This is a genomic window from Pseudonocardia broussonetiae (assembly GCF_013155125.1).
Classification (GTDB): Bacteria; Actinomycetota; Actinomycetes; order Mycobacteriales; family Pseudonocardiaceae; genus Pseudonocardia; species Pseudonocardia broussonetiae.
Map to the genome: position 1 here is coordinate 1,401,081 of NZ_CP053564.1, position 23,425 is coordinate 1,424,505.

The 23,425-nt window shown below is 70.7% G+C and carries 26 protein-coding genes and 1 tRNA gene; 18 read left to right on the top strand and 9 right to left on the bottom strand.

Annotated features, from left to right (window positions below):
• Position 1: 1 nt before the first annotated feature.
• Entirely contained in the window at positions 2-901 is a 900-nt protein-coding gene (locus tag HOP40_RS06975; protein ID WP_172155788.1) for a LysR family transcriptional regulator, read from the bottom strand.
• A gap of 73 nt (positions 902-974) precedes the next feature.
• On the opposite strand from HOP40_RS06975, the gene HOP40_RS06980 reads away from it, so the two are divergent.
• Complete coding sequence (locus tag HOP40_RS06980) at positions 975-1,895, top strand: EamA family transporter (RefSeq protein WP_240157557.1); 921 nt, start codon at positions 975-977, stop codon at positions 1,893-1,895.
• Here HOP40_RS06980 and HOP40_RS06985 read toward each other — a convergent pair.
• Positions 1,877-2,992 (bottom strand): lipase family alpha/beta hydrolase, encoded by a 1,116-nt coding sequence (locus tag HOP40_RS06985; RefSeq protein WP_240157558.1) that lies wholly within the window; start codon positions 2,990-2,992, stop codon positions 1,877-1,879. The genes HOP40_RS06980 and HOP40_RS06985 overlap by 19 nt on opposite strands.
• Positions 2,993-3,132: 140 nt before the next feature.
• Between HOP40_RS06985 and HOP40_RS06990 the strand changes: the two genes are divergently transcribed.
• The 4 genes from HOP40_RS06990 to HOP40_RS07005 all read left to right on the top strand — a co-directional run bounded on the left by HOP40_RS06990 (position 3,133) and on the right by HOP40_RS07005 (position 7,757).
• Positions 3,133-3,735, top strand: coding sequence for a QsdR family transcriptional regulator (locus tag HOP40_RS06990; protein WP_172155790.1), 603 nt, complete (start codon positions 3,133-3,135; stop codon positions 3,733-3,735).
• Positions 3,736-3,749: 14 nt separating this feature from the next.
• Positions 3,750-4,244 (top strand): GNAT family N-acetyltransferase, encoded by a 495-nt coding sequence (locus tag HOP40_RS06995; RefSeq protein ID WP_205347117.1) that lies wholly within the window; start codon positions 3,750-3,752, stop codon positions 4,242-4,244.
• Between the two features lie 111 nt (positions 4,245-4,355).
• A complete protein-coding gene (gene rph / locus HOP40_RS07000) occupies positions 4,356-6,968 on the top strand; it encodes a rifamycin-inactivating phosphotransferase (protein WP_172155792.1) in 2,613 nt (870 codons plus the stop codon).
• A 60-nt stretch (positions 6,969-7,028) separates the two neighbouring features.
• Positions 7,029-7,757 (top strand): dienelactone hydrolase family protein, encoded by a 729-nt coding sequence (locus tag HOP40_RS07005; RefSeq protein ID WP_172167996.1) that lies wholly within the window; start codon positions 7,029-7,031, stop codon positions 7,755-7,757.
• Between the two features lie 624 nt (positions 7,758-8,381).
• Here the strand turns inward: HOP40_RS07005 and HOP40_RS07010 are convergent.
• Positions 8,382-9,020, bottom strand: a complete 639-nt coding sequence (locus tag HOP40_RS07010; RefSeq protein WP_172155794.1) for a TetR/AcrR family transcriptional regulator — start codon at positions 9,018-9,020, stop codon at positions 8,382-8,384.
• Positions 9,021-9,129: 109 nt separating this feature from the next.
• Between HOP40_RS07010 and HOP40_RS07015 the strand changes: the two genes are divergently transcribed.
• The 3 genes from HOP40_RS07015 (at position 9,130) to HOP40_RS07025 (ending at position 12,334) form a co-directional block, all read left to right on the top strand.
• On the top strand, positions 9,130-9,909 hold the full coding sequence (locus HOP40_RS07015; RefSeq protein WP_172155796.1) for a glucose 1-dehydrogenase: 780 nt from the start codon (positions 9,130-9,132) through the stop codon (positions 9,907-9,909).
• On the top strand, positions 9,906-10,382 hold the full coding sequence (locus HOP40_RS07020; RefSeq protein ID WP_172155809.1) for a nitroreductase/quinone reductase family protein: 477 nt from the start codon (positions 9,906-9,908) through the stop codon (positions 10,380-10,382). The genes HOP40_RS07015 and HOP40_RS07020 overlap by 4 nt, the downstream gene beginning before the upstream one ends.
• A gap of 575 nt (positions 10,383-10,957) precedes the next feature.
• Positions 10,958-12,334 carry a rolling circle replication-associated protein gene (locus HOP40_RS07025; RefSeq protein ID WP_172155812.1) on the top strand — a complete coding sequence of 459 codons (1,377 nt, stop codon included), beginning with the start codon at positions 10,958-10,960 and terminating at the stop codon, positions 12,332-12,334.
• A 35-nt stretch (positions 12,335-12,369) separates the two neighbouring features.
• Here HOP40_RS07025 and HOP40_RS07030 read toward each other — a convergent pair whose 3' ends face one another.
• The 4 genes from HOP40_RS07030 to HOP40_RS07045 form a co-directional block, all read right to left on the bottom strand.
• Entirely contained in the window at positions 12,370-12,795 is a 426-nt protein-coding gene (locus HOP40_RS07030; RefSeq protein WP_172155814.1) for a hypothetical protein, read from the bottom strand.
• A gap of 539 nt (positions 12,796-13,334) precedes the next feature.
• Positions 13,335-14,285: a hypothetical protein gene (locus HOP40_RS07035; protein ID WP_172155816.1), complete on the bottom strand. Its 951-nt coding sequence runs from the start codon at positions 14,283-14,285 to the stop codon at positions 13,335-13,337.
• Between the two features lie 288 nt (positions 14,286-14,573).
• On the bottom strand, positions 14,574-15,485 hold the full coding sequence (locus tag HOP40_RS07040; RefSeq protein WP_172155818.1) for a hypothetical protein: 912 nt from the start codon (positions 15,483-15,485) through the stop codon (positions 14,574-14,576).
• Positions 15,486-15,633: 148 nt separating this feature from the next.
• Positions 15,634-16,062: an NUDIX hydrolase gene (locus tag HOP40_RS07045; protein ID WP_172155821.1), complete on the bottom strand. Its 429-nt coding sequence runs from the start codon at positions 16,060-16,062 to the stop codon at positions 15,634-15,636.
• An 81-nt stretch (positions 16,063-16,143) separates the two neighbouring features.
• Here HOP40_RS07045 and HOP40_RS07050 point away from each other — a divergent pair, with 81 nt between their 5' ends.
• The 9 genes from HOP40_RS07050 to HOP40_RS07090 all read left to right on the top strand — a co-directional run bounded on the left by HOP40_RS07050 (position 16,144) and on the right by HOP40_RS07090 (position 21,552).
• Positions 16,144-16,920 (top strand): GntR family transcriptional regulator, encoded by a 777-nt coding sequence (locus HOP40_RS07050; protein ID WP_172155823.1) that lies wholly within the window; start codon positions 16,144-16,146, stop codon positions 16,918-16,920.
• A gap of 116 nt (positions 16,921-17,036) precedes the next feature.
• Entirely contained in the window at positions 17,037-17,432 is a 396-nt protein-coding gene (locus HOP40_RS07055; RefSeq protein WP_172155825.1) for a hypothetical protein, read from the top strand.
• A gap of 283 nt (positions 17,433-17,715) precedes the next feature.
• A complete protein-coding gene (locus HOP40_RS07060; protein WP_172155828.1) occupies positions 17,716-17,901 on the top strand; it encodes a hypothetical protein in 186 nt (61 codons plus the stop codon).
• Positions 17,898-18,113 carry a hypothetical protein gene (locus HOP40_RS07065; protein WP_172155830.1) on the top strand — a complete coding sequence of 72 codons (216 nt, stop codon included), beginning with the start codon at positions 17,898-17,900 and terminating at the stop codon, positions 18,111-18,113. Before HOP40_RS07060 ends, HOP40_RS07065 begins: the two co-directional genes overlap by 4 nt.
• Positions 18,110-18,433, top strand: a complete 324-nt coding sequence (locus HOP40_RS07070) for a hypothetical protein (RefSeq protein WP_172155833.1) — start codon at positions 18,110-18,112, stop codon at positions 18,431-18,433. Before HOP40_RS07065 ends, HOP40_RS07070 begins: the two co-directional genes overlap by 4 nt.
• A 157-nt stretch (positions 18,434-18,590) precedes the next feature.
• Positions 18,591-19,922, top strand: coding sequence for an FtsK/SpoIIIE domain-containing protein (locus tag HOP40_RS07075; RefSeq protein WP_172155836.1), 1,332 nt, complete (start codon positions 18,591-18,593; stop codon positions 19,920-19,922).
• Positions 19,919-20,083: a hypothetical protein gene (locus HOP40_RS07080; protein WP_172155838.1), complete on the top strand. Its 165-nt coding sequence runs from the start codon at positions 19,919-19,921 to the stop codon at positions 20,081-20,083. The genes HOP40_RS07075 and HOP40_RS07080 overlap by 4 nt, the downstream gene beginning before the upstream one ends.
• A 9-nt stretch (positions 20,084-20,092) precedes the next feature.
• Positions 20,093-20,284 carry a helix-turn-helix domain-containing protein gene (locus HOP40_RS07085; protein WP_172155840.1) on the top strand — a complete coding sequence of 64 codons (192 nt, stop codon included), beginning with the start codon at positions 20,093-20,095 and terminating at the stop codon, positions 20,282-20,284.
• A complete protein-coding gene (locus HOP40_RS07090) occupies positions 20,281-21,552 on the top strand; it encodes a tyrosine-type recombinase/integrase (protein ID WP_172155842.1) in 1,272 nt (423 codons plus the stop codon). Before HOP40_RS07085 ends, HOP40_RS07090 begins: the two co-directional genes overlap by 4 nt.
• Before the next feature lie 22 nt (positions 21,553-21,574).
• On the opposite strand, the gene HOP40_RS07095 is transcribed toward HOP40_RS07090, so the two are convergent.
• Positions 21,575-21,662: transfer RNA gene (locus HOP40_RS07095), tRNA-Ser, on the bottom strand.
• Between the two features lie 141 nt (positions 21,663-21,803).
• Between HOP40_RS07095 and ypfJ the strand changes: the two genes are divergently transcribed.
• A complete protein-coding gene (gene ypfJ, locus HOP40_RS07100) occupies positions 21,804-22,754 on the top strand; it encodes a KPN_02809 family neutral zinc metallopeptidase (protein ID WP_172155844.1) in 951 nt (316 codons plus the stop codon).
• Between the two features lie 13 nt (positions 22,755-22,767).
• On the opposite strand, the gene HOP40_RS07105 is transcribed toward ypfJ, so the two are convergent.
• The gene (locus HOP40_RS07105) at positions 22,768-23,403 is read right to left on the bottom strand and encodes a GNAT family N-acetyltransferase (protein WP_172155846.1); all 636 of its coding nucleotides are present in this window, start codon (positions 23,401-23,403) and stop codon (positions 22,768-22,770) included.
• Positions 23,404-23,425 lie beyond the last annotated feature (22 nt).

Sequence of the window (23,425 nt, forward strand, 5' to 3'; positions counted from 1 at the left end):
GTTAGCGCCTACTTCCGTTAGTGTCCACTGTCGAAGTGAGCCGCCCCGCGACCAGCGCCAGCGGCGCCCACGCCGCCCGGCCCCGGCGGACGACGGCGAACGCGCGCAGCAGGACGTCCGGCTCGCGCAGCGGGAGCAGCCGCACGCCCGGCCGCACCGTCACGGACTCGGCCAGCAGGCCCACCCCGAGCCCGGCCGCGACGAGGTCCTGCACGAGGTCGAGGCTGTCGGCGCGGTGCACGATCCGCGGCGCGGACCCGGAGTGCGCGGCCAGGGCGGCGACCACCCGCTCGTCGGCGTCGTTGCGGGAGTTGACGATCCAGTCGTCGTGCCGGTGGCGGGCGACGACGGCGTGGGCGGTGCCGTCCTCGTGGGCCGAGTCGGCAGGCACCGCGAGGCCCCAGCGGGCGGTCCACAGCGGGGTGGCCTCGAAGCGGTCGTCGACGGTGCGCGGGGCGAGGGCGTAGTCGTAGACGAGGGCGAGGTCGACGGCGTCGTCGGCGAGCAGGTCCAGCGCCTCGGCCGGCTCGTGCTCGGCGATCAGCATCTGCACCCGCGTGCTCCGCAGCGAGGCCAGCAGCGGCACCAGGGAGCGCCGGATCGCCGTGGCGAAGCCGGCGACCCGCACCGAGCCCGCGGGCTCCGCGTCCGGGTCGAGGTCGGCCCGCGCCGCCTCGACCGCGGCCAGGATCGTGACGCCGTGGTCGGCGAGCCGCCGGCCGGCGGGGGTGAGCCGGACCCGTCGCCCGACCGGCTCCAGCAGCGCCGTGCCGGCCTCCCGGGCGAGCGCGGCGATCTGCTGCGAGACCGTCGACGTCGTGACGCCGAGCTCGTCGGCCACCTCGCGCATCGAGCCGAGACGGGCCAGGGCCACGAGGAGCTCCAAGCGGCGCGTATCCATCCACGAATCATGAACGGTACGTGCAGGGAAGTCACGTGGACGCGAACGGTCACGATCGCCTCTACTGGTCCGCGTGAGCACCTCCGCCCCCACTGCATCCGCGCGGTCCGGCACCGCTCTCGCCGTCGTCGCCATGCTCTGCGTCCAGCTCGGTCTCGCCGTCTCCGTCGGCCTGGTCGACCGCCTCGGGACCGACGGCACGGCCTGGCTGCGGCTGGCGTGGGCCGGGCTCCTGCTGGCCGTCCTGGTCCGGCCCCGCCTGCGCGGGTTCACCCGCCGCGGCCTGCTGACCTGCGTCCTGCTCGGGGTGGTGACGGCCGCGCTCACGTTCCTGTTCATGGCCGCCGTCGCCCGGATCCCGCTGGGCACCGCGAGCGCGCTGGAGTTCCTCGGCCCGCTCGGCGTCGCGGTCGCCCGGGGGCGGGGGCCCGCGCGCCTGTGGGCGGGCGTCGCCGCGGTCGGGGTGCTCCTGCTGACCGAGCCGTGGCGCGGCGCGGTCGATCCCGCCGGCGTCGGGTTCGCGCTCGCCGCCGCCGTCTGCTGGGCGGGCTACATCGTGCTGACGCAGAAGGTCGGCGACGAGGCGACCGGGCTGCGCGGCCTCGCGGTGTCGATGCCGGTCGCGGGCCTCACCGCCACGGCGTTCGTCGCACTGACCGACGCGCCCGCCGTCCTCGAGGCGCTGGACCCGCAGCTCCTGCTCGTCGGGCTCGGTCTCGCCGTGCTGCTGCCGGTGGTGCCGTTCAGCCTGGAGATGCTCGCGCTGCGCCGCCTCACCGCCGCGGCCTTCGGCACTCTCATGGCGCTGGAGCCCGCGATCGCCCTGCTCGTGGGGCTGGTCGCGCTGCGGCAGGTGCCGGGGTGGAGCGCGGTGGTGGGCATCGCGTTCGTGGTGGCGGCCGGGATCGGGGCCGAGCGGACGGGGGCGCGGGTGGCCGCCGGTCCCCCGGGGTCGGGAGCCGGCGGCCGACCGGTTCAGTCCGCGAGCGTGTAGGACCTCAGCTCGGGCTCGGCCGCCACCTTGGGGTGCAGCGCGAGCTGCTGCGCGATCGTGGCGACGAGCGCGGCGTAGTCGCCGGGGAAGGCCACCGGGTCGACGCCCGGCATGAACAGCCGGGCGCAGACGGCGGGGTCGATGCGGCCGGGGTCGGCGGGCCCGTCGTGGTCGAGGGCGTCGACGGCCAGGGCGTGGGCGACCGGGTCGTAGGTGCCGACGGCGAGGTGCTCGGAGGTGACGTCGGTGGGGCAGACGTCCTGCAGCGCCACGTTGGTGATGTCGCCGTCGCCGGTGTGCAGCGAGGTGGTGCCGGTGTCGTCGAGGTTGGGCTGCACGAACTCGTCGGTGCGGGTGTAGATCTGCGTGTAGGAGATCCCGGCGAACGTCTCCTGCCGGGAGTTGATCGCCTGCGTGTAGTGCGAGTTCAGCGTCTGCTGCCACAGCGCCTCCGAGCAGCCGGTCGCCGGGGTGCACAGCGCGCCGTTGATCGCGATGCTGCCGTGGTTGGTGGCGGCGAGGGCGACGTAGTCGTCGACCATCGGACGCAGGTCCGGCCAGAACCGCAGGGCGAACCGGGGCTCGGTGCCGCCCTGGCTGTGCCCGACGACGTCGACCCGCCGGCCGCTCATCCCGTGCACGGCCCGGATGGCGTGGACGACGTACTCGGCGGAGACCTGCGTGTCGGTCATGGCGTGGTTCGGCAGGGCCACCGAGCAGTAGGGTCGGCCGAGCTCGTCCAGCGCCGGGAACCAGTTCCAGCCGAAGTCGTCGGTCGGGGTGAGGGTCGTGCCGGGCACGAACAGCACGACCTCGGTGTCGGCGTCGACGGCGTTCGCGGTGCAGCGCAGCGCGGCGTCGAGGGCGGACCCGGGCACCTCGAGCTCCGGCCCGGGCCGGTCGAGCGGGGCGAACTCCTCGTCCGGGATCGTGGGCGGCGGGAGCGGCAGTGACGACGGCGCGACGACCGGGAAGGGCGAGGGCGTGAGCGGAGGCAGGGGCGCGGGCGCGGCCAGCGCCTGCCCCGCGAGCACGAACCCGGCGACGCCGACCACTGCCAGCGTCGCCATCACGCGACGCGACTTGCCTGCACCCATGCCATCCTCCGTTACAGACACACCGATGTGTAACAGCGCGACACTCGTAGCCAGCGCTGTAACCGCTTCAACGCGAGGAGGGCCGAAACAGTGACGACGGCGCGTCCAGCGGTACGTCCACTGCGACGAACGGAGTAGTGGTGGCGCCACCAACCCCCCTTCAGCGGGAGCTCGCGCACGGCCGCGGGCCCGCCAGGGCCACCCCGCTCGACGCTCTCGACCTCGCCCGCGAGTGGTTCAACCAGGGCCGCCGCCTCGACATCCAGGCGCTGGCCGGGGAACTCGGCGTCAGCCGGGTGACGATGCACCGCTGGGTCGGCACGCGGGAGCAGCTGCTGGTCGAGGTGCTCTGGGCGAGCGCCGACCGGGCCCTGGCCCGGCTGTGGACGTCGGTGCGGGCCGCGGAGGGGGCGGGCAGCCGGACCGCCGAGGTGCTCAGCCGGTGGGCCGAGGACGTGATCGCGCACCCGGGCATCCGCAAGATGCAGTCCGACGAGGCCGAGCTGATCGCGCGGCTGCTCACGCACGACGCCAGCGAGTTCCAGCGCCGGCTCATCGAGCGGGTCGCGGAGTTCCTGGAGGAGGACTTCGCCGCGGGCCGCGTGACGATCGACCTGACCGCGGACGAGCTCGCCTACGCCACCGTCCGGCTCGTCGAGTCCTTCGTGCACACCCCCGCGATCACGGGCGGGGCGCCCGACCCGGCCCGCAACGCCCGCGTCCTGCGCGCGCTGCTCCGCTGAAGGAGGCACCGCCCGTGCCCGTGACCATCGCGCCGTACGCCGAGGAGCACCGCCGGGCCGTCCTGGACCTGTCGCTGCGGGCCTGGGAGCCGGTGTTCCCGCAGGTCCGCGACGCGGTGCCGGGGTTCGTCCACGACGCGTTCTACCCCGACGGCTGGCGCGCGCGGCAGCTCACCGACCTCGCCGCCGTGCTGGACGACGAGCCGGGGAACGTCGACGTGGCCCTCGTGGACGGCGTGGTCGCGGGGTGGATCTGCACGCGGCTGCACCCGGGCGACGACATGGGCGAGGTGCACGTGCTCGCCGTCGACCCGGCGCACCAGCGACAGGGCGTCGGGGCGGCGCTGACGGCCCGCGCGTTCGACCGCGTCCGGTCGGCCGGGCTGCGGATGGTGATGGTCGAGACCGGCGGCGACGCCGGGCACGCCCCCGCGCGGGCGGCGTACGAGTCGCTCGGCTTCGTGCCGTGGCCCGTCGCCCGGTACTTCAAGGACCTGCGGGAGCAGTGATCGTTCTCGCCCTCTTCAACGTATAGCCGACCCCGGGGCTTGCGGCAAGACCCCGGTCGGCCCGCAGAATCGGCGGCCGATCGGTCGGGGCCAGCGGTGAGAGGTGCGGACATGCCGGACACGGAACGCGCGCGGGGCCCGTGGGTGGTGGGGCTCGACGAGGTCGACGAGACCCGCGTCGCGCTCGTCGGCGGCAAGGGCGCGCACCTGGGTGCGCTGTCGCGGATCGCGGGCGTCGAGGTGCCGCCCGGCTTCTGCGTGACGACGGCGGCGTTCCGGACGATCGTGGCCCCCTCGCTCGACGACCTGCTCGACCGGCTGTCGCGGGTGGCTCCCGACGACCGCGAGGCGGTGCGCACGCTCAGCGCCGAGGTGCGCCGGGCCGTCGAGGAGGTGCCCGTCCCCGACGACCTCGCGGCGGCGGTCACGCGCTCCCTCGCCGGGCTCGGTGCGGACACGGCCTGCGCCGTTCGCTCCAGCGCGACGGCCGAGGACCTGCCGACGGCCTCGTTCGCCGGCCAGCAGGACACGTACCTCAACGTCGTGGGCCCGGAGGAGGTCCTACGCCACATCGGCCGGTGCTGGGCGTCGCTGTTCACCGAGCGGGCCGTGGCCTACCGGCAGCGCCGCGGGATCGACCACCGGGCCGTCGACATGGCCGTGGTCGTGCAGCGGATGGTGTTCCCGCAGGCGGCGGGCGTGCTGTTCACCGCCGACCCCGTCACGTCCGACCGGCGGACCACGTCCGTCGAGGCCACCCTCGGCCTCGGCGAGGCGCTGGTGTCGGGCCTGGTCACCCCGGACGTCCACACCGTGCGCGACGGCGCGGTCGTCACGCGGGCGGTCGGCACGAAGAAGGTCGTGGTCACCGCCTCGCCCGGGGGCGGGACGCAGGAGCGGGCGGTCGACCCGGCGCTGCAGGACCGGCCGGTGCTGACGGACGCGCAGGTCGTGGCGCTCGCGGAGCTCGGTCGGCGGATCGAGGCACACGTCGGGAGCCCGCAGGACGTCGAGTGGTGCCTGGTCGACGGCCGGTTCGCCATCGTCCAGAGCCGCCCGATCACGACGCTGTTCCCGGTGCCCGAGACCACCGACGACGAGAACCACGTGTACCTCTCCGTCGGGCACCAGCAGATGATGACCGACCCGATGACGCCGCTCGGGCTCTCGTTCTGGCAGATGACGACCCCCGCGCCCATGGCCGAGGCGGGCGGGCGGCTGTTCGTCGACGTCACGCAGCGGCTGGCCTCCCCGGCGGCGCGGGACGGACTCGTGGAGGCGGTGGGCCGGTCCGACCCGCTGACCGGCGACGCCCTGCGGACCCTCCTCGCCCGCGACGGCTTCCTCCGCCCGCTCCCGGACGCGCCCACCCCCGCGCCGCTGCCCGGCAGCGGCACCCCGGAGCCCCCGGAGACCGATCCGGCGATCGTGACCGGGCTGATCGAGCAGAACCGGGAGTCCGTCGCCGCCGCCGAGCGGGCCATCGCGGGGCAGTCCGGGGAGGCGCTGCTGGACGTCGTCGAGACCGACCTCCAGGAGCTGCGGCGGATCCTGTTCGACCCGCGCAGCGCCCAGGTCTTCCTCTCCGCGATGGAGGCGGCGTGGTGGCTGAACGACCGGCTGCACGAGTGGCTGGGCGAGAGGAACGCGGCCGACGTGCTCACGCAGTCGGTCCCGCACAACGTCACCTCGGAGATGGGGCTGGCGCTCCTGGACGTCGCCGACGCGATCCGCCCGCACCCCGAGGTGGTGGCGCTCCTGGAGCACGTCGAGGACGACGACTTCCTCGACGAGCTGGCCGTGCTCCCGGGCGGGCAGGAGGCGCGCGACGCCCTCGAGGGGTGGCTCGACGAGTACGGCGCGCGCTGCGTCGGCGAGATCGACATCACCCGGCCGCGGTGGAGCGAGCGCCCCTCCGCCCTCGTGCCGGTGATCCTCGGCCACGTCCGGAACGCCGAGCCGGGCGCCGCCGCACGGCGCTTCGAGCAGGGGCTGGAGGAGGCCGGGGCGAAGGAGCAGGACGTGCTGGAGCGCCTGCGCGCCCTGCCGGGCGGTGCGGAGAAGGCCGAGGAGACGCAGCGGATGATCGACCGCGTGCGGACCTTCATCGGGTACCGGGAGTACCCGAAGTTCGGGATGGTCCGCCGCTACGCCGTCTACCGGCGGGCGCTGGTGGACGAGGCCGAGCGCCTCGTGCGGGCGGGCGTGCTGCGCGCCGTCGAGGACGTCCACTTCCTGCGGTTCTCCGAGCTGCGCGACGTCGTGCGCACCGGGCACGTCGACGAGGGGCTCCTCGCGCGGCGCCGGGAGGCGTTCCGGTCCTACGCCGCGCTCACCCCGCCCCGCGTGCTCACCTCCGACGGCGAGGTCCTCACCGGGTCCTACCGGCGCGACGACGCCCCGCCCGGTGCGCTGGTCGGGCTGCCGGTCTCCGCCGGCGTCGTCGAGGGGCGGGCCCGCGTCGTCCTGGACATGGCGCAGGCCGACCTCGGACCGGGCGACATCCTGGTCACCGCGTTCACCGACCCCAGCTGGACGCCCCTGTTCGTGACGATCGCCGGCCTGGTCACCGAGGTGGGCGGCCTGATGACCCACGGCGCCGTGATCGCGCGGGAGTACGGCCTGCCCGCCGTGGTCGGCGTCGTCGACGCCACCCGGATCCTCGTCGACGGGCAGCGGATCCGCGTGCACGGGACGGACGGGTACGTGGAGGTGCTGGCCTGACGCAAACCCGTTGGCCGTCCGCCGGGGCACGGCTACGTTCGCGCCACTGTGCCCACGACCCTGCGCTTCACCTCCGAACAGCACCTCGACGACGTCCTCGAGCGCCGCTTCACCCTCGGCGACGTCCCGGGGATCCTGTGGACGCCCCGTCCCGCGTCCGCCCCGGCCCCGCTGATCCTGGTCGGCCACCCCGGCGGGCTGGACAGGATGCACCCTCGGCTGGCCGCTCGGGCCCGGCACGCGGCGAGGGAGGGCTTCGCCTCGGCCACCCTCGAGCTGCCCGGGGCCGGTGAGCGACCCCGCTCCGCCGACGCCGAGCAGGCCCGCGCCGACCTGCAGCGAGCCCTGGCGGCAGGTGATCGGGTGGACGACGGGATCGTCGACCGGCTCGTCCTGCCGCTCGTCGAGCAGGCGGTGCCGGAGTGGCGGGCCGCCCTGGACGCCCTCCTCCCGCTACCGGGCCTCGGCGGACCTGTCGGCTACTCCGGCGGGGTGGTCTCGATCGGCGTGCGGCTGGCGGTGGTGGAGCCGCGCATCACGGCCGCCCTGCTGTTCGCCGGGAGCTACGTGCCCCGGGTGATCGTCGAGGAGGCCCGGCAGGTGCACATCCCGCTGCTGGTCCTGCTGCAGTGGGACGACGAGGGCAACGACCGGCAGATGGCGCTGGACCTCTTCGACGCCCTCGGGTCGCGGGAGAAGACGCTGCACGCCAACACGGGCGGCCACACCGGCGTCCCGTGGTTCGAGGGGGACGACGCGAACCGGTTCTTCGCGCGGCACCTGAGGTGAGCGGGGGCATCCGAGCCGCGGGAGCGAGGCGCGGGCGCGCTCGGACCGGGCGGCCCACCGGGACCGGATGCTCGCGGCATGATCATCGGAAGCGCGCCCCCACGGTCGCCGGGAGGGCCGTGAGGTCGCACTCCTGACGATCACGACGCGAACCGGCGGCGGTGATCGCCGGGACCGCACCACCACGGTCGCCCGACCGACCCCCACGGCACGCTCTCGACGATCACCGACCCACCAGCCGCGGCGGCAACGGCGGACCGGCGTGGGAGTGGCGCTCCGACCGGGCGGCCCACCGGTACTGAGCGGCCCCGGCATGGTCATCGGAAGTGCACACCCGAGGCGCTCCCACCCCCGATCGACGGCGGTGATCGTCGGAAGTGCGCCCCCACGGTCGCCGAGAGGGCCGTGACGTCACGGTCACGCCGATCACGCCCCGACCGCCGCCGGTGATCGCCGAGAGTGCGCCCTCACGGTCGCTGAAGGGGCCGTGAGGTCACACTTCCGACGATCACAAGACGAACCACGCCCGGTGATCGCCGGGACCCGCACCACCACCCTCGCCCGACCGACCGTGACGTCACGTTCCCGACGATCACGGTCCGGCAGGAAGGTGGGTCCGGGCCCCTACCGCCCCAACCCCTGTGCCGTCACGGCGTACCGGGCGGTGGTGGTGCGGACGGCCTCGTCGATCACCTGAGCGACGCGGTCGGTGCTCACCTCCCAGCCCGGCACGAGGAGGGCCGGCCAGAAGAGGTAGTTGGAGATCATGCCCAGGAACTGGGTGGCGGCGAGGTCCACGTCCTCGATCCGCACCGTTCCCGCCTCGTGCTCGGCGAGGAGGTAGCCGCGCACGGAGTCGAAGTACGGCATCTTCCCCTGCGAGAACTGCGCACGGGCCAGCTCGGGGAACCGCGGCAGTTCGGCGATGACGATCCGGAACAGGTCGGTCATCCGAGGCCGGCTCAGGAGCTCGGCGTACCGGCGACCGATCGCGGTGAGCCCGTCGACGACGTCGCCCGCCGGAGGCGGGTCGTCCTCGTCGGCGGTCGACCAGCACTCGGTGACGATGGCGTCGAACAGGGCGGGCTTGCTCGGGAACTGCTTGAACAAGGTGGCCCGCGAGACCCCCGAGCGCTCCGCGATCCGCGCCAACGACGTCCGGTCGTAGCCGAGCTCGAGGAACAGTGCGGTCGCGGCCGTCACGATCATCTCGCGCTTCTCCCGGGCGACGCGCTGGTGGTACGTCGGTACGACCCTGCTCATGGCGCCGAGCATACGAGGTGAGTGGCTTGACTCACCACTACCACCGACCTAGCCTCAGACGAGGTGAGTCACTCAGCTCACCACTGGCCGCGTACCGGAGGAACACCTGATGAACCGCTTCGACGACCAGACCGTGCTCGTGACCGGCGGGAGCGGCGGCCAGGGCTCGAGCCACGTGCGCGCCTTCCACGCGGAGGGGGCGAACGTGGTGATCGGCGGGATCGACGCCGAACGCGGCGCCGCTCTCGCCGACGAGCTCGGGACCCGTGCTCACGCCATCCGGCTCGACGTCACCGACGAGAGCTCGTGGTCCGCCGCCGTGCTGGCCGCCGAGAGCACCTTCGGCGCCCTGGACGTGCTCGTCAACAACGCGGGGGTCCAGAACCCGCCGGCGCTGATCGAGGACACGGACCGCGCCACGTGGTCGCGCATCCTCGACGTCAACCTCACAGGGACCCTCCTCGGCATCAAGGCCGCCATCCCGGCCCTGCGCCGCGCGGCAGGGGGAGCCATCGTCAACATCGCCTCGACGATGGGCGTGGGTGGCACGGCCCGGTACGCGCCGTACGTCGCCAGCAAGTGGGCCGTGCGGGGCCTCACCCGGACGGCAGCCCTCGAGCTCGGCCGCGATCAGATCCGGGTGAACACCATCCACCCCGGCGTGATCGCGACACCCTTCATCCACGAACCGGCAGCCGGCGCCACCGCGGCGATCGCCGACGACTACTCACCCGAGCCGTTCGCCGTCCCCCGGCTCGGCGAGCCGATCGACGTCACCCGGCTCCTGCTGTTCCTCGCGTCGTCGGACGCGTCGTTCATCACGGGGTCGGAGTACGTCATCGACGGTGGTCTCCTCCTCGGCCCCGCCCTCCAGGCGGAGACCGCATGAGCACTCCGGACACGACCCGGTCGGACGACTCCGCAGGGGACGCGTCCCTGTCCCACCTGCCCGAGCACATCCGGCGAGCCATCGAGATCACGCCCGCCGCGGGCACCAGGGAACGGATCATCGACATCACGACGTCGGGGCGCCGCACCGGCCGAGCACGCCGCATCGAGATCTTCTTCTACCGGGCCGCGGGCGCCACCTACCTGTGCAGTGGCGCCGGCGGTGCCGCGACCGACTGGCACGCGAACCTCCTCGCCCATCCCGACTTCACCGTCCACCTCAAGAACGGGATCCGGGCGGACCTGCCCGCACGGGCCACGCCGGTCATCGACCCGGCCGAACGCCAGGCCGTGCTGGCGGAGATCGTCGCGGATCTCAACCAGCCCCACGACCCCGGCACCATCCGGCCGACACGGCTCGAGGACTGGGCCGACAGCCGGCTGATGCGCATCGACTTCCTCCGCCGGTCCTGATCGCGGAACCGCAACGGGCGGAGACGGGCGGAAGCGGAGGGATTTGAACCCCCGGACCCTTGCGGGTCTCTCGCTTTCAAGGGACGAACTTGGGGGTCCGCCCTGGTCCAACCGGTGCGCTGTGGTGCGCCGTCGCACTCGCCGCGGACCCGGGAACACCGGGCCGGACGAGGACGAACGAGACCAGAACTGAGACCAGACCCGGCAGCGCTCGTGATCATGCAGCAGTCGCTCTGGACGATGACAGGGTCGGCTAGGTCGACGGCGCACCAGTACCCCGACGCTCGATCTGGGCGTTCGTGATGGGCGCACAGATCGGCACGGTGGACATCCCTTCTGCTGGCGGCGCCGCACCAGACCGGCTGCGGCCGGTTGGCCCAGGCCGCCCTGGGTGCGCCGGAGGCTGGCACCCAGGGCAGGCCGCTGGCCCAACCGGCAAGCACGACGGGACCGGGGCGCCGCCGGCCGGCGGCGAAGGGCTTGTCCCATCTGCCATATCTGTCCGCACCCTCGACGAACACACTCGGGCGGACGTCGGCGAACTGTGGCGACCGGCGTTTCCCATACCGGAGCTGGTGGCGGCCGCGGCCGACCTGTTGCCCTCGATCACGGAGGGATCGGGCAGGGACGCGGTACTCGGTGAGGGGCCACGCTGGGAGATCGTCGTCAGCCCCGGCGTCATCCGGGTCCGCACCCACGACTACGCCCGCACCGAGCGCACCCACGAGCGCCAGGTCCGCCACCACCAGGCCGACGTCGACATGCGCGCCAGCTACCTCACGGAGGGCCGCGACGTCCCCGAACCGGTACCGACCCGCGGCACGATCTACGCGTGGAGCGCGAAGTCTCGCGCCCGGCTCGTCGCGCGACTGTCCGACTTGGACTACACGCGCCTCTACGGCCGGTATCGGACCTGCACCGACTGCGGCACCGAGCACTCTGACCAGCTCGACCACTGCCCGGCTTGCCGCTCCCCGCGCGCTGCCGTCGTCGATCGCACCGGCCGACTCCCCGCAATGCTGACGCTGACCTACCCGGGCGACTGGCTCACCGTCGCCCCCGACGCCGAGACTGTGAAGCGGCACTTCTGGGCGCTCTGCAAGCGCTACGAACGAACCTGGGGCGAGCCGCTGATCGGGCCGTGGAAGCTGGAGTTCCAGCGACGCGGCGCCCCGCACTTCCACATCTCGACCACTCCCCCGATGGGCTTCACGAGCGTCTACGACCCCGACGCCGGACGCATCCGGTCCGTGGACTTCCGCGCCTGGCTCTCCCTGACGTGGGCCGAGATCGTCGCGCATCCCGACGCCGAACAGCGCCGCCGGCACCGCCTCGCCGGCACCGGCGTGGACTACGCCGAGGGCCTCAAGCTCACCGACCCGCGCCGGATGGCGGTCTACTTCGCCAAGTACGGCACGGCGGGCGGGAAGGAGTACCAGCACCTCGTGCCGCGCGAGTGGTGCAGCGCCGTCCTGGTCTGCGACGACTGCGGCGCGGAGTTCGACGCCGACAGCGACGAGTGCCCCGATTGCGGCAGCTTCGACGCCGAGCTCATTGACCACACGAGCGGACCCGGCCGGTTCTGGGGCTACCGCGGCCTGCGTCCCGTTCTCGCCGTCCGCCAGGTCACCCCGGCCGTCGGCATCCAGGCCGGCCGCGTCCTGCGGCGCTGGTACCGGTCGAAGAGGCTCACCAAGCAGATCACCGTCGAGCGCGTCGAGCGGTCCACCGGTCGCGTCTACAACCGGCGGACTCGGGTGCGGAAGCGACTGTTCAAGCACGGGCGCGGCTTCGCCTGCGTCAACGACGGGCCAGCCTTCGCCTCCCAACTTTCTCGATACCTGGATTCGCCCACGGGAGCCGGTCCTGTTAACCGGCAGTCCGTGTGTGTGCCCGCAAATCCTCGGACCTGTCACCCGACGTCGCTTTCCTTGCCAGCTCGGCCATCCTGAGCCGCCTGGCGAGTGCACCAGTAGATCGAGAGAGGCTAGGCCTTGGACATATTAACAAGTAGTAACCCAATGCTAACGAGCAGTGCGCAAAACGCTATTGCGGCAGATACCGTAGCCGCCTTCCCGTCCACGCCGCGCAAGACGCCATTCACCGCCTTCTGCCGGGTTGCGCGATCGACCAGCATTCGAACGTTTTGCCACCGATGGTTTTTCAGGTAGCAACCGCCAAGAATTCCGGAAGCATTGTTCCGACACCACTCGCCTTGGCGAGTCTGAGCACAACAGGGGGCCTGGGCCTGAAAAAGGAAGAACCCAAACGCAAGCGTTGACATGACAGCGATCGGCGCAGGCCCAAGCTGCGCGATGAACCACGCCCACAGGATCAGCGGCAGCATCAGATAGCCCCAGTTCCTCCATAATGCTCGTCGAGTCCGCGCCTTTACGACCTTGCGTCTGCCCATGAGGTACGTAGTGTAAATTGGATTCGCGTCACATCACATACGCCGTTGGAGTGTGCGCTGCATGCCGCCCGCCTGCCGATACGTGAAACCCAGTCGGCGGTGCCTGACAACGTCGCATTGTGCTGGATACCGCGCCAGAATAGAACTACAACCTTGTGAGTAGTTTGGCCCAGTGATTCGGGCCATCACTGATCCGGACGACCATCACGTGGATCTCTTCGGTGTGAACGCTCGCCCCCGGTGCCGGGCCATTCCCCCGGTGAGCCGTGCGCGCTGGTCGCCGTGCCGATCCTTCCCGTGCGCCTGCTGCCTCCTGACACCCCGGCGATCTTGACCACGCTGGAGTTGGTGCGTCATCCCGTCGGCCTGGTGCAACCCGACCGTGCGGCGGCCCGGGGGCAGCCCTCGACGGAACCGCCGGCCGATCTCATGCAGCTCTGCCCCCGGGTCGCCGTGCGGTAGTCCGAAGGAAGGGCGGCGGGATGACGCATCCCGCCATCCCGGAGGCCTGCCGCCCGGCGAGGGCATTGTTGTAAGGCTTATGGTGAAACTGAGCCTGCAACCTGATACCAAATTATGGCAACCAGAACTATGGTGACCAACATTCCCGCAATTGCGCCGTTTCTGAAGTAGGTTAGACGGTCGGGCACCCTGATCGTCGACGCAGCAGCTGAAACTTCATCCAGCAGAACGGCGTTGTCAGCGGCCGACTTTGAGGCAATTAGCAGACTCTGAACGCTGCGCTCCAGGCTCGACAATGACTCCATCACGCCGACAAATTCTCGCACATCCCTAAGGAGGGAAGAGTTTGAGTCGGCCGCTTCACGCAGTTGCGTGACAGCATGGAGTAGTTGCGTCGAATGCTCCGGGATTCGCGCTACTTCCCGTGTCGCAGACTGCAAGATTGCCACATAGTCAGGTAGATTATTCAGTGGCCGAGCTGAGTCTTTCAACATCGGTACGTAGTCAGGCATAAGTCGTAGGCTTCGCGCAGAATCCGAGAGGCCCGGGGCATAGTCGGGGAGCACGCCGAAGGCGCGCGCTGACTCTGCCAGAGAGCCGACGAGTTCCGCATCCAGGTACGGACGGTTCAACGTCTGCTCTACCAGAACTCTCAACATCGAGGCCGACTCGGCAGCAATACCTTCAACGACACGGATTGCCCCCAACAACTCACGCCTGGTCTCGCCGATAACCTCCTGCAGGTTCTCTGCAAGTAATTCCTTAAGGTCAACTTCTGTGAGGCCCTGAAGAAGCGGGGCAAGGCCTTGTTCACGACGATTTTTCCAGGCACGAAGTGTCGCAACCTTGAAGTTGTTGCCTGTAGGCTTGTTGTCGACGAGCTTATGATGATAGACGCAAAGCAGTATGAGATTCTCGAACGCCCGGCGCTCGTCATCCGTCATGTCAGACCGCCAGCGCGGACCGTTCCGGCTAGCTGCGTGAATGTGGGCGATCTCAACTAGAACGATAGGCACTTCATCTGCCATGCGTACGACACGCTCCGGACAATCGGGTGCGTAGCATTGTCCCATGCTCAGCGTAAACAGAGCCTTCTTAGTCGGCTCGGTATAGTCACGCGGTCCCATAGGTGCGGCATCCCCTACCCGGCTGGCCAACAGCCATCGGTCAAAAGCATTCTCAAGGCCGCCCCAGCGTTACCCGGCTGCGGTGCAATGGAACAGGCGCGCGCCGCAAGGGGACGGCCAGAGGGCTGCACCCACCCGCTACCCCTGAGGCTTGCCCACCCGGCGAGGGAATAGGCCGATTCTCTATGATCAGATAGCATTTATCGCCTTGCGGCGTTCAGCAATATGCGGCGGTGACGAACTGATCAGAAACGGTTCATTTGCCGCTACGCGAACCATGTCAGGCGACGAGCGACTCAGAAAATCTTCAACGACGTGCTCAATGTCCTTCACGTCATCAGTCAAGGACACCAACGCAGGCGGCCTGACTATCGTGACGACACAGTCAGTCGCACCTGGCAGCGAAGCAAGAACGCTGGTGCGCTCCACCTCGCGGATGTCCAAGTCATCAGAGGCGTCGGCAAGGCTGGCCTCAAATAGGCGAGCCGACGTCAACACGACGGGAAAGTACCACGATACTGCAGGGACCGAGTATGACAGATGCACCGTGGCGGCCGCATTGATGCACGACGCGACAGCTTGCCGAACAGCATCGTAACTTGATTTCCGATCCTTGAACGCGTCCATTATTGCGTAACCGGGACTTTGATGGGCCGGCAGATGGCTTTCTAGATGGTCAGATAGGCTGGAGAGAAGCGGGTCCATACTTGTGCCAGCTTGGTACTGCGACCAATTTACGGCGCCTGAGAGGTAGCTGACGTCGAGGAGCGGCCTTGCACGGGATGTCCACGGCCGAGATTCGTCCGGACCGTGCCTTAAGATGATCCATGGTTCGGCAGCAGTCTTGCATTCGATAAGGACTTGGAGCTCTACGCTCAGAGGTAAGCGAGATTCGACTTCTTCGAGGGCGCTTATCCAGTGCAGTTCGATGTCAACTTCACGGGGCTTATTGGTCTCTAGATCCTCGTGGAAGATGTTAGATATTACACGCCATTCTGTACCCGCAAGGGCGCTAGCAACGGATCGTGTTGCGAGCATTTCGAACGGGTGTCCCGTCTCCGTGAGCCAGCTCGCAATACGTGTTGTCAACTCCTCAGGCATTCCGCGATCGTAGTGCATCCAAAGTCGCCATACCGGCGGTTTGTCGGAGCTGCGCGCCGCGCGGAGACCGGCCGAACGCCGCACGCCCCGCGCGGACGCTTTGCGTCGGGCGCAGCGCCGCGCCGCCGCCCGTCAGCATGCGCCTCAATCAGGCCGTGACGAGATTGGTGCCATCGTGCGCGCGGGTGGCAGGGGAATCCGAGAGCGCGTCGGTGACACGGATGGCGTAGGCCGGGTCCATGTGCGCGGTAATCTCGTCGACGGTCAGCCAGCGGATGCGAGCTGCTTCCGCGGTGTCGGCGACTGCGGCGGTTCGAGGGTGGCAGCGGAACACTAGGGCGACGATGCCGCGCGGCAGGTTCTTGTAGACGCCGGTGAGGCGCTCGACCTCGACATCGACGCCGGTCTCCTCGTGCACTTCACGGCGGACGCCGGCCTCGAACGTCTCGTCGAGTTCCAGGACCCCACCGGGTGGTTCCCAGTGGTGGTTGTCGCGGCGCTGAATAGCGAGGATGCGCCCGTCGTCGCGGATGACGATCCCGGCGACGCTCACCGAGTGCTTCGGGGTGTCGGCCACCGAGCTGCCTCCAGAGTCTCCAGTTGCTCCTGATGCCTGTAGTGGCCATAAACTACAGCCATCTACACGTCTGGAGGAGTTGTGGCACTCGGGTCGCTCGACCGGAGCGGGGATCGCGCCCCGTACCGGCAGATCGCCGACCAACTGCGCGCCGCGATGGATCGCGGCGACCTCGCGGCCGGCGACAAGCTGCCGTCGGAAGCTGACCTGATGCGGCACTACGACGTGGCCCGCATGACTGTCCGCCAGGCCGTCCAGGAACTCCGCACCGAGGGTCGGGTCGTCGCCGAGCAGGGCCGCGGCGTGTTCGTCCGGCTCCCGGCGCCCGTGCGCCGGCTTGCCTCCGACCGGTTCGCGCGGCGCCATCGCGACGCCGGGCAGGCCGCCTTCCTCGCCGAGGCCGAGAAGGCTGGTGTCACCGCGAGCGTGGATGAGATCCAGGTCGGCCGCGGGCAGGCGCCAGCTCTCATCCGGGAACGGTTGATGCTCGACGACGCCGCACAGGTCGTGATCCGATCGCGGCGGTACCTCGCCTCCGGCCAGCCCATCGAGACGGCGGTCTCCTACATCCCGGCGGATCTCGCCGAGGGCACCCGCATCGTCGAGCACGACAGCGGGCCGGGCGGCATCTACGCTCGCCTGGAGGAGGCGGGCCACACCCTCGACCGGTTCACCGAGGAAGTCACCGCCCGGATGCCGACCGCCGACGAGCGGCGGCGCCTGCAGCTCTCCCCCGGCACGCCAGTACTCACCGTGCTGCGCACCGCGTACGACACCGAAGGTCGCGCTGTGGAGGCATGCGACACGGTGAAGGCCGCGCCTGCCTACGTCCTGGAGTACGACTTCCCAGCTCGCTGACGCGGGGCGTGTTTCCATCAGTGATCGAATCAACTCCTCTAGACGCCTAGCTATCTGTGCTACCGTTCACTTGCCTAGAGGACCCGAGCGGGCCCCGGCGACGAGAGGACAGGCTCGTGATTCAGAACTACAAGATCGACCAGGCAAGGACTTTCGCCACGCTGATGCTGCTCGGGGTTTCCCCGAAGCTGGCGTTCGGTGACAACGAGCGCCAGGAGACGAGCAAGGCTGGGCTGCCCAAGTGGGTCGCCCAGCTCGCGGCCGAGTTCCGGGCGTTCGGCCGCCCGGTTCGGGAACTGATCAACGTCACGATCGAGGCGGAGCGCAACCCGGGCGACGGACTCGCACCGGGGACGTTCATGGAGCTGATCGACTTCGAGATCGGCGTCATGGAGAAGCGCAATCGCGAGGGCCAGCCCATCGGCGTGCAGGTCTGGTACCGGGCCAGCTCCATGCGCCCGATCAGCGCCACCGGCGGCAAGCCGCGCCCGGCCGCCGAGGCGGTGAGCTGATGTGTGCGGGATGCGAGCTGACGACGGCCGGCGAGCCGGGCTGCGATCGGCCCGCCGTCGTGCGGATCGTCGATCGGGTCGGCGGATCCCGGCCGGGCTGCGACCGGCATGGCGTGCGCGCCCTGCGAGCCATCGAGGGCGCGCGGGTGTACCCGCTGACGGAGGAGCGCGACGGCTACGCGATCGCCGTCTACCTCAGCGCGCGCGGGGAGGGCCGGCCCTGAGGTGGCTCGACCGAATCAGCGGCTACCAGTTCGTCGCGGCGTGGCTCGCGTTCATGTGCGTGTTCGCCCTGGCTTGCGCGGTCTGGCCCGAGCTGGACCGGCTCGCCACGGCGCTGTCCGACCCTGCCCTGTACCTCGGTCTCCTGCTGGCCGCCGGCTACCTGGGCTGGACCGCATGGGCCGAGATCTGGAAGGCACACCGCCGCCGCAAGACGGCCGGCCAGCGCGGGCAGGTGCGGCGATGACCGGGCCCCGAGCACGCGCCGCCATCGTCGAGGAGCGGCCGGTGCTGATCTGCCAGGGCTGCCGCTACGCCTGGGAGCCGGCCTCGCCCGACTGGACCGCCGAACACATCCAGGCGCTGTCCAGCGGCTGTCCGGAGTGCGGGGACTGGCTCTACCTGGGCGAGATCGCGCCCCCCGACCCGACACCCACACCGAGGAGCGCGCGCACATGACCACCTCGATCCAGTCCCCGCTCATGTCGGTTCCGTCGATGGTCGAGGCCGCGGTGCGGCGCGTCCGCAACGAGCAGCAGCGCGCCGCCCTGCTCATCACCGGTGCGGCCAAGTACCGCCGGCTCTCGACCCTGCACGAGCAGGAGGCGCGCCTGTGGACGCTGCTCGTTCGGCACACCGCCGAGCCGGTGCACCGCCGCGCCGCGACCGACGCCCAATGCGCCGCCCGGGCCCGGGCCCGCGAGTACGCCGAGTTCGCCCAGCACTGGCCCGTCATCGACGCCGAGCCGACGACCGATCGCACGGAGCACACGCCGTGACGGCCCGCGTCCGGCCGCCGCTGGCCGACCGCTGCGAGGTCTGCGACCGGCCGCTGATCAGCCGACAGGTCCGCCGGCGGGGCCGCTGCGGCGTCCATCCCCGCCAACCCGCCATCCCGGAGACACCCGACCCCAGCCGACGCGAAGGAGCGCCGCGATGAATCCGACCGCCATCGACATGAACCCGCCGGCCACGACCGACCAGGGAACCGACTACTGGGCGGTGATCCGCACCATGGCGATCCAGGCCGGCTCGGCACTGATCCGCGGCACCATCACCGCCTGGCGGTACTTGTGCACGGTGCTGACGCTGGCCCGGCTCGGGCTGCTCTGGAAGGCGTTCTGCGCCGCCACCGGCCTCGCGATCCAGCGCACCCACACCGACAAGTACGGCACCCGGCTGCACACCACCGTGCACGCGGTGCCCCGGCTCGACCGTTACCGCGTCAACGCGCACGGCTGGACCATGCGGGTGCGACTACGGCCCGGGCAGCACCTCGGGCAGTACACCGAGGCGGCGATCCCGCTGCGCTACACCGCGCGCGTCCAGGCGGTCAAGGCGATCGAGCTGCCCGAACAGCCCGGGTTCCTCGAGCTGCGCATCCTGCGCCGCGACCCGCTCGTCCGCGTCACCGAACGCCCCCGGGAGATCGAGCCCGGCCGGCTCGCCGTCGGCGCCACCGAGACCGGGGACCCGATGATCCTCGACTTCACCGAGCACCCGCACTACCAGCTCATCGGCGCCACCGGGTCGGGCAAGTCGATGCTGCTGTCCTGCGTCCAGGCCGCTATCGCGCCCACCGACGGCGTGCTCGTGTTCTGGGACCTCAAATTCGGGATCGAGGCCGAGGCCTGGCGCGCCCGCTACACCGAGGTCGCCGTCACGCAGCGAGAGGTCCTCACCTCCTGCGGACGGGTCCTAGCGTTGGCCGAGCAGCGCGCGGCGATCCTGCGCCGGCTCGGCGTGCGCAACGTGGCCGAGGCCGACGCGGCCGGGGTGCATCTGCGGCGGGTGTACGTGCTCGTCGACGAGGTCGCCGAACTCGCCCACGACCACCAGACCGAGAAGATCGCCGACCAGCTGCTCCGGGAGCTGCTGCGCATCGTGCAGTTGGTCCGCGCCATGGGTATCCACGTGATCCTCTGCGGGCAGCGGTTCGGCTCCGACCTGGGCAAGAACATCACCAGCATCCGGGCGCAGGTGTCCGGGCGGATCTGCCTTCAGGTCAACGACCCGCAGACAGCGGAGATGGTCCTCGGCGGCCTCGCATCCGAGGACCAGAAGCGCGCTCTGACCCTGGTCCGGCCGGGCATGGCGATCGTGCAGGACGGCCAACAGTGGCACTACGCCCGCTGCTCCTACCTGACCACCGTCGAGATCCGCGCCCTGGCCGCCGCGCACGCCGACAAGCGGATCGGCTGGGACGAACTCGCCGCCGACGACCAGCTCGCCGCCGCGATCCACAACCGACAGGAGTCGTCCCGATGAGTACCGCCACCACCATCGCCGTGACCGTCCTACTGCTCGCGGTCGTGCTCATCGCCCTGGCCTGGAAGGCCCGCGGCGTCGGTCCGCTCGTCCTGGCCGGCGTCGTCCTGGGCGCCGCGGCCGGCATCTCCGCCACCCTGCTCGCCGCCGGACTCACCTGAGGAGCCCACGTGACCACCGAGACGACCGTTCAACCGCAACTGCTGCTCACCGTGGAGGAGGCCGCAGAGGTCCTGCGCATCGGCCGGACGACGATGTTCGAGCTGATCCGCACAGGGCAAGTTGCCACGGTACCGATCGGCCGGCTTCGCCGTGTCCCCCTGGACGCACTTCAACAGTTCATCCGGGAGCGGCAGCGATGACCCGGCGGAAGGCTGGAACCCGCGCCCCCAACGGCGCGGGCAGCTTCTATCCCGGCGCGGACGGCCGCTGGCACGGGCGGATCACCGTCGGCGTTCGGGACGACGGCCGGCCGGACCGCCGGCACATGACGGGACGCTCCGAGAAGGAGGTCCGCAAGAAGGCGCGCGACATCGAGAAGGCCCGCGACGACGGCCACCTCCAGAAACCGGGTCAGGGCTGGACGGTCGAGCAGTGGCTGGCGCACTGGGTGGAGAACATCGCGGCGCCCACCGTGCGGCCGTCGACGCTGGCCGGCTACCGGTTCGCCGTCTACAAACATCTGACGCCCGCCATCGGGGCTCACCGACTGGACCGGCTCGAACCCGAACACCTGGAGAAGGTCTACGTCCGGATGCTGGAGGCTGGCCGGGCGCCCGCCACCGCGCACCAGGCACACCGCACGGTCCGGACGGCACTGAACGTGGCCGTGCGGCGCGGTCACCTCCACCAGAATCCGGCAGTTATCGCGAAGCCGCCGAGGCTCGCCGAGTGGGAGGTCGATCCCCTCACCCTCGACGAGGTGCGCAGGCTGCTCGACACCGCCGGCCGACACCGCAACCGCGCCCGCTGGGCCGTCGCGCTCGCGCTCGGGCTCCGCCAGGGCGAAGCTCTCGGACTTCAGTGGACGGACGTCGACCTCGATGCGAGCCGGATGGTCATACGGCGCTCGCTGCAGCGGCCGAAGTGGGTTCACGACTGCGGAGGCTTGTGCGGGCGACGGGCGGGCAACTGCCCACAGCGCCGGAACGTTCATGCGGTCGCCGCCGAGACGAAGACGCGGGCGGGCCGGCGCGTGATCGGCCTCCCGGCTCCGCTCGTTGAGCTTCTCTGCAAGCACCGCGTCGAGCAGGAGAACGAGCGTGCGACCGCCGGGCAGCTCTGGCGTGACGGCGGCTGGATCTTCACCTCGCAGACGGGCGAGACGATCCACTTCCGGACGGACAACAAGCACTGGAAGGACCTTTTGCGGGAGGCCGGTGTCCGGGACGTCCGCCTTCACGACGCGAGGCACACAGCTGCCACAGTCCTCCTGCTACTCGGCGTCCCGGAGCGCGTGGTCATGAGCCTCATGGGCTGGTCGCACAGCTCGATGGCCGCGCGCTACCAGCACCTCACCGCGGCGATCCGGGCCGACGTCGCCGAGCGCGTCGGGGGCCTGCTCTGGGCCACGAGTGAGACCACAACTGAGACCACCGCTGACCACAACGGCGACGAGGACGGTCACTGAATGCTGTTTACGCTGGTAGACCTGGCGGAAGCGGAGGGATTTGAACCCCCGGACCCTTGCGGGTCTCTCGCTTTCAAGGCGAGTGCATTCGGCCGCTCTGCCACGCTTCCCTCCCCGCAGCCTAGCGGCCGGGGTGGGTCGGGCCGGGTCGTGCTCGCCGCGCCGGGCGTCCGGTGTCGCCCGACCCGCCGGTGTGGTGGGATTCGGCCGATCACCGGTCCGGGCCGGGCACAGGTCAGGGGAGACAGCGCATGCGGTTCAACGAGAACGCCGATCTCGACACGTCGAACATCGACGACCTGCGCGGTGGCGGGGGCGGAGGCGGCGGTGCGCTCGGCGGGCGGGTCGCCGCGGGCGGCGGCGGGCTCGGCATCATCGGCCTGATCCTCTACTTCCTCATCTCCCAGCTCGGCGGCGGCAGCACGGGCGGGGGTGGCGGCGGGTTCGAGCTGCCGGGCGGGCTGTCCGGCCTCTCGTCCGGCCAGTCGGCCGACACCTCGCAGGCCGCGCAGAGCTGCCGCACCGGCGCCGACGCGAACACCCAGCTCGACTGCGAGGTCGTCGCCGTCGTCAACTCCCTCGACGGCTACTGGACCGACGCCTTCGCCCGCTCCGGCCAGACCTACCAGCCCCCGCGCACCAACTTCTTCAGCGGCGGCGTGAACACCGCGTGCGGCAGCGCGAGCTCCGCGGTCGGGCCGTTCTACTGCCCCGGCGACAACGAGGTCTACATCGACCTCGGCTTCTTCCAGGAGCTGGAGCAGACGTTCGGCGCGCGCGGTGGCACGTTCGCCCGCGCCTACGTCATCGCCCACGAGTACGGCCACCACATCCAGGCGCTGCTCGGCACGAACTCGCGCGTGCAGTCCGGCGACACCGGCCCGACCTCCGGCTCGGTCCGCCTCGAGCTGCAGGCCGACTGCTACGCCGGCGTCTGGGCCAACCACGCGACGACGACGCCGACGTCGTCGGGCGAGCCGCTGATCGTCGACGTCACCCAGGACGACGTCGCCGCCGCGCTCGACACCGCCGCCCGCATCGGCGACGACTACATCCAGACCCAGCTCGGTGGCGGTCAGGTCGACGAGAGCCAGTTCAGCCACGGCAGCTCGGCACAGCGCGAGCGCTGGTACACGACCGGGTACGAGACGGGCGACCCCTCGCAGTGCGACACGTTCGCGCGGGGTGTGAACCTCGGCTGAGCCCGGACCCGGGTCACGCCGCTCCGAGCAGCCCCAGGCACCCGTCGACGCCCTCGACGGCCAGCGCCCAGTCCGGGCGCACGAACTCCGCCTCCCCGACGACGAGCCGCACGTCGTCGACGGGCTCGCCGCGGCGCACGACGGTGGTCGTGCCGTCGCGGCGGTAGCCGAGCTTCTCCGAGACGCGGTGCGAGGCGTGGTTGTCGGGGAAGGCGTCGGAGCGGGCGCGGCGGGCGCGCAGGTGGTCGAACGCGAACAGCAGCACCGCGGCGCGCATCTCCGTACCCAGTCCGACACCCTGGTGGGCGCGGCCCAGCCACGACCCGCTGGACACCTCGCGGGTGGTCGCGAAGTCGGTGCCGGTGAGGCCCTGCGTGCCGATGACCCGGCCCTCGTGGCGCACCAGGAAGTGGATCGACCAGCTCTCCGGGGCGAGCCGCGCGCGCTCGGACCAGAAGTACTGCAGCATCCCGCGGCCCAGGTAGGCCGGGTCGGCCTCGGTCCACGGCACCAGGAACGGCATCTCCTCCGGCGGGTGCACCCCGGCGTAAGCCGCCTCGACGAGACCGTCGAGGCCGACGTCGTCGTCGGGGCGCAGCTCCAGGCGCGGGGTGCGCAGGACGAGGTCACGCAGCGGCCAGTGCTCCATCGCGTGCCACGGTCCCCGATCG

Excerpts from the sequence above, each read along its gene's own strand:
- HOP40_RS07035 (WP_172155816.1), bottom strand. The coding sequence starts at position 14,285 with ATGGCAGATGAAGTGCCTATCGTTCTAGTTGAGATCGCCCACATTCAC.
- HOP40_RS07105 (WP_172155846.1), bottom strand. The coding sequence starts at position 23,403 with ATGGAGCACTGGCCGCTGCGTGACCTCGTCCTGCGCACCCCGCGCCTG.
- HOP40_RS07065 (WP_172155830.1), top strand. The coding sequence starts at position 17,898 with ATGACCGGGCCCCGAGCACGCGCCGCCATCGTCGAGGAGCGGCCGGTG.
- HOP40_RS07015 (WP_172155796.1), top strand. The coding sequence starts at position 9,130 with ATGAACCGCTTCGACGACCAGACCGTGCTCGTGACCGGCGGGAGCGGC.
- HOP40_RS07075 (WP_172155836.1), top strand. The coding sequence starts at position 18,591 with ATGAATCCGACCGCCATCGACATGAACCCGCCGGCCACGACCGACCAG.
- HOP40_RS06975 (WP_172155788.1), bottom strand. The coding sequence starts at position 901 with ATGGATACGCGCCGCTTGGAGCTCCTCGTGGCCCTGGCCCGTCTCGGC.
- HOP40_RS07030 (WP_172155814.1), bottom strand. The coding sequence starts at position 12,795 with ATGGGCAGACGCAAGGTCGTAAAGGCGCGGACTCGACGAGCATTATGG.
- HOP40_RS07090 (WP_172155842.1), top strand. The coding sequence starts at position 20,281 with ATGACCCGGCGGAAGGCTGGAACCCGCGCCCCCAACGGCGCGGGCAGC.
- HOP40_RS07070 (WP_172155833.1), top strand. The coding sequence starts at position 18,110 with ATGACCACCTCGATCCAGTCCCCGCTCATGTCGGTTCCGTCGATGGTC.
- HOP40_RS07010 (WP_172155794.1), bottom strand. The coding sequence starts at position 9,020 with ATGAGCAGGGTCGTACCGACGTACCACCAGCGCGTCGCCCGGGAGAAG.
- HOP40_RS07080 (WP_172155838.1), top strand. The coding sequence starts at position 19,919 with ATGAGTACCGCCACCACCATCGCCGTGACCGTCCTACTGCTCGCGGTC.
- HOP40_RS07020 (WP_172155809.1), top strand. The coding sequence starts at position 9,906 with ATGAGCACTCCGGACACGACCCGGTCGGACGACTCCGCAGGGGACGCG.
- rph (WP_172155792.1), top strand. The coding sequence starts at position 4,356 with ATGCCGGACACGGAACGCGCGCGGGGCCCGTGGGTGGTGGGGCTCGAC.
- ypfJ (WP_172155844.1), top strand. The coding sequence starts at position 21,804 with ATGCGGTTCAACGAGAACGCCGATCTCGACACGTCGAACATCGACGAC.
- HOP40_RS06985 (WP_240157558.1), bottom strand. The coding sequence starts at position 2,992 with ATGGGTGCAGGCAAGTCGCGTCGCGTGATGGCGACGCTGGCAGTGGTC.
- HOP40_RS07040 (WP_172155818.1), bottom strand. The coding sequence starts at position 15,485 with ATGCCTGAGGAGTTGACAACACGTATTGCGAGCTGGCTCACGGAGACG.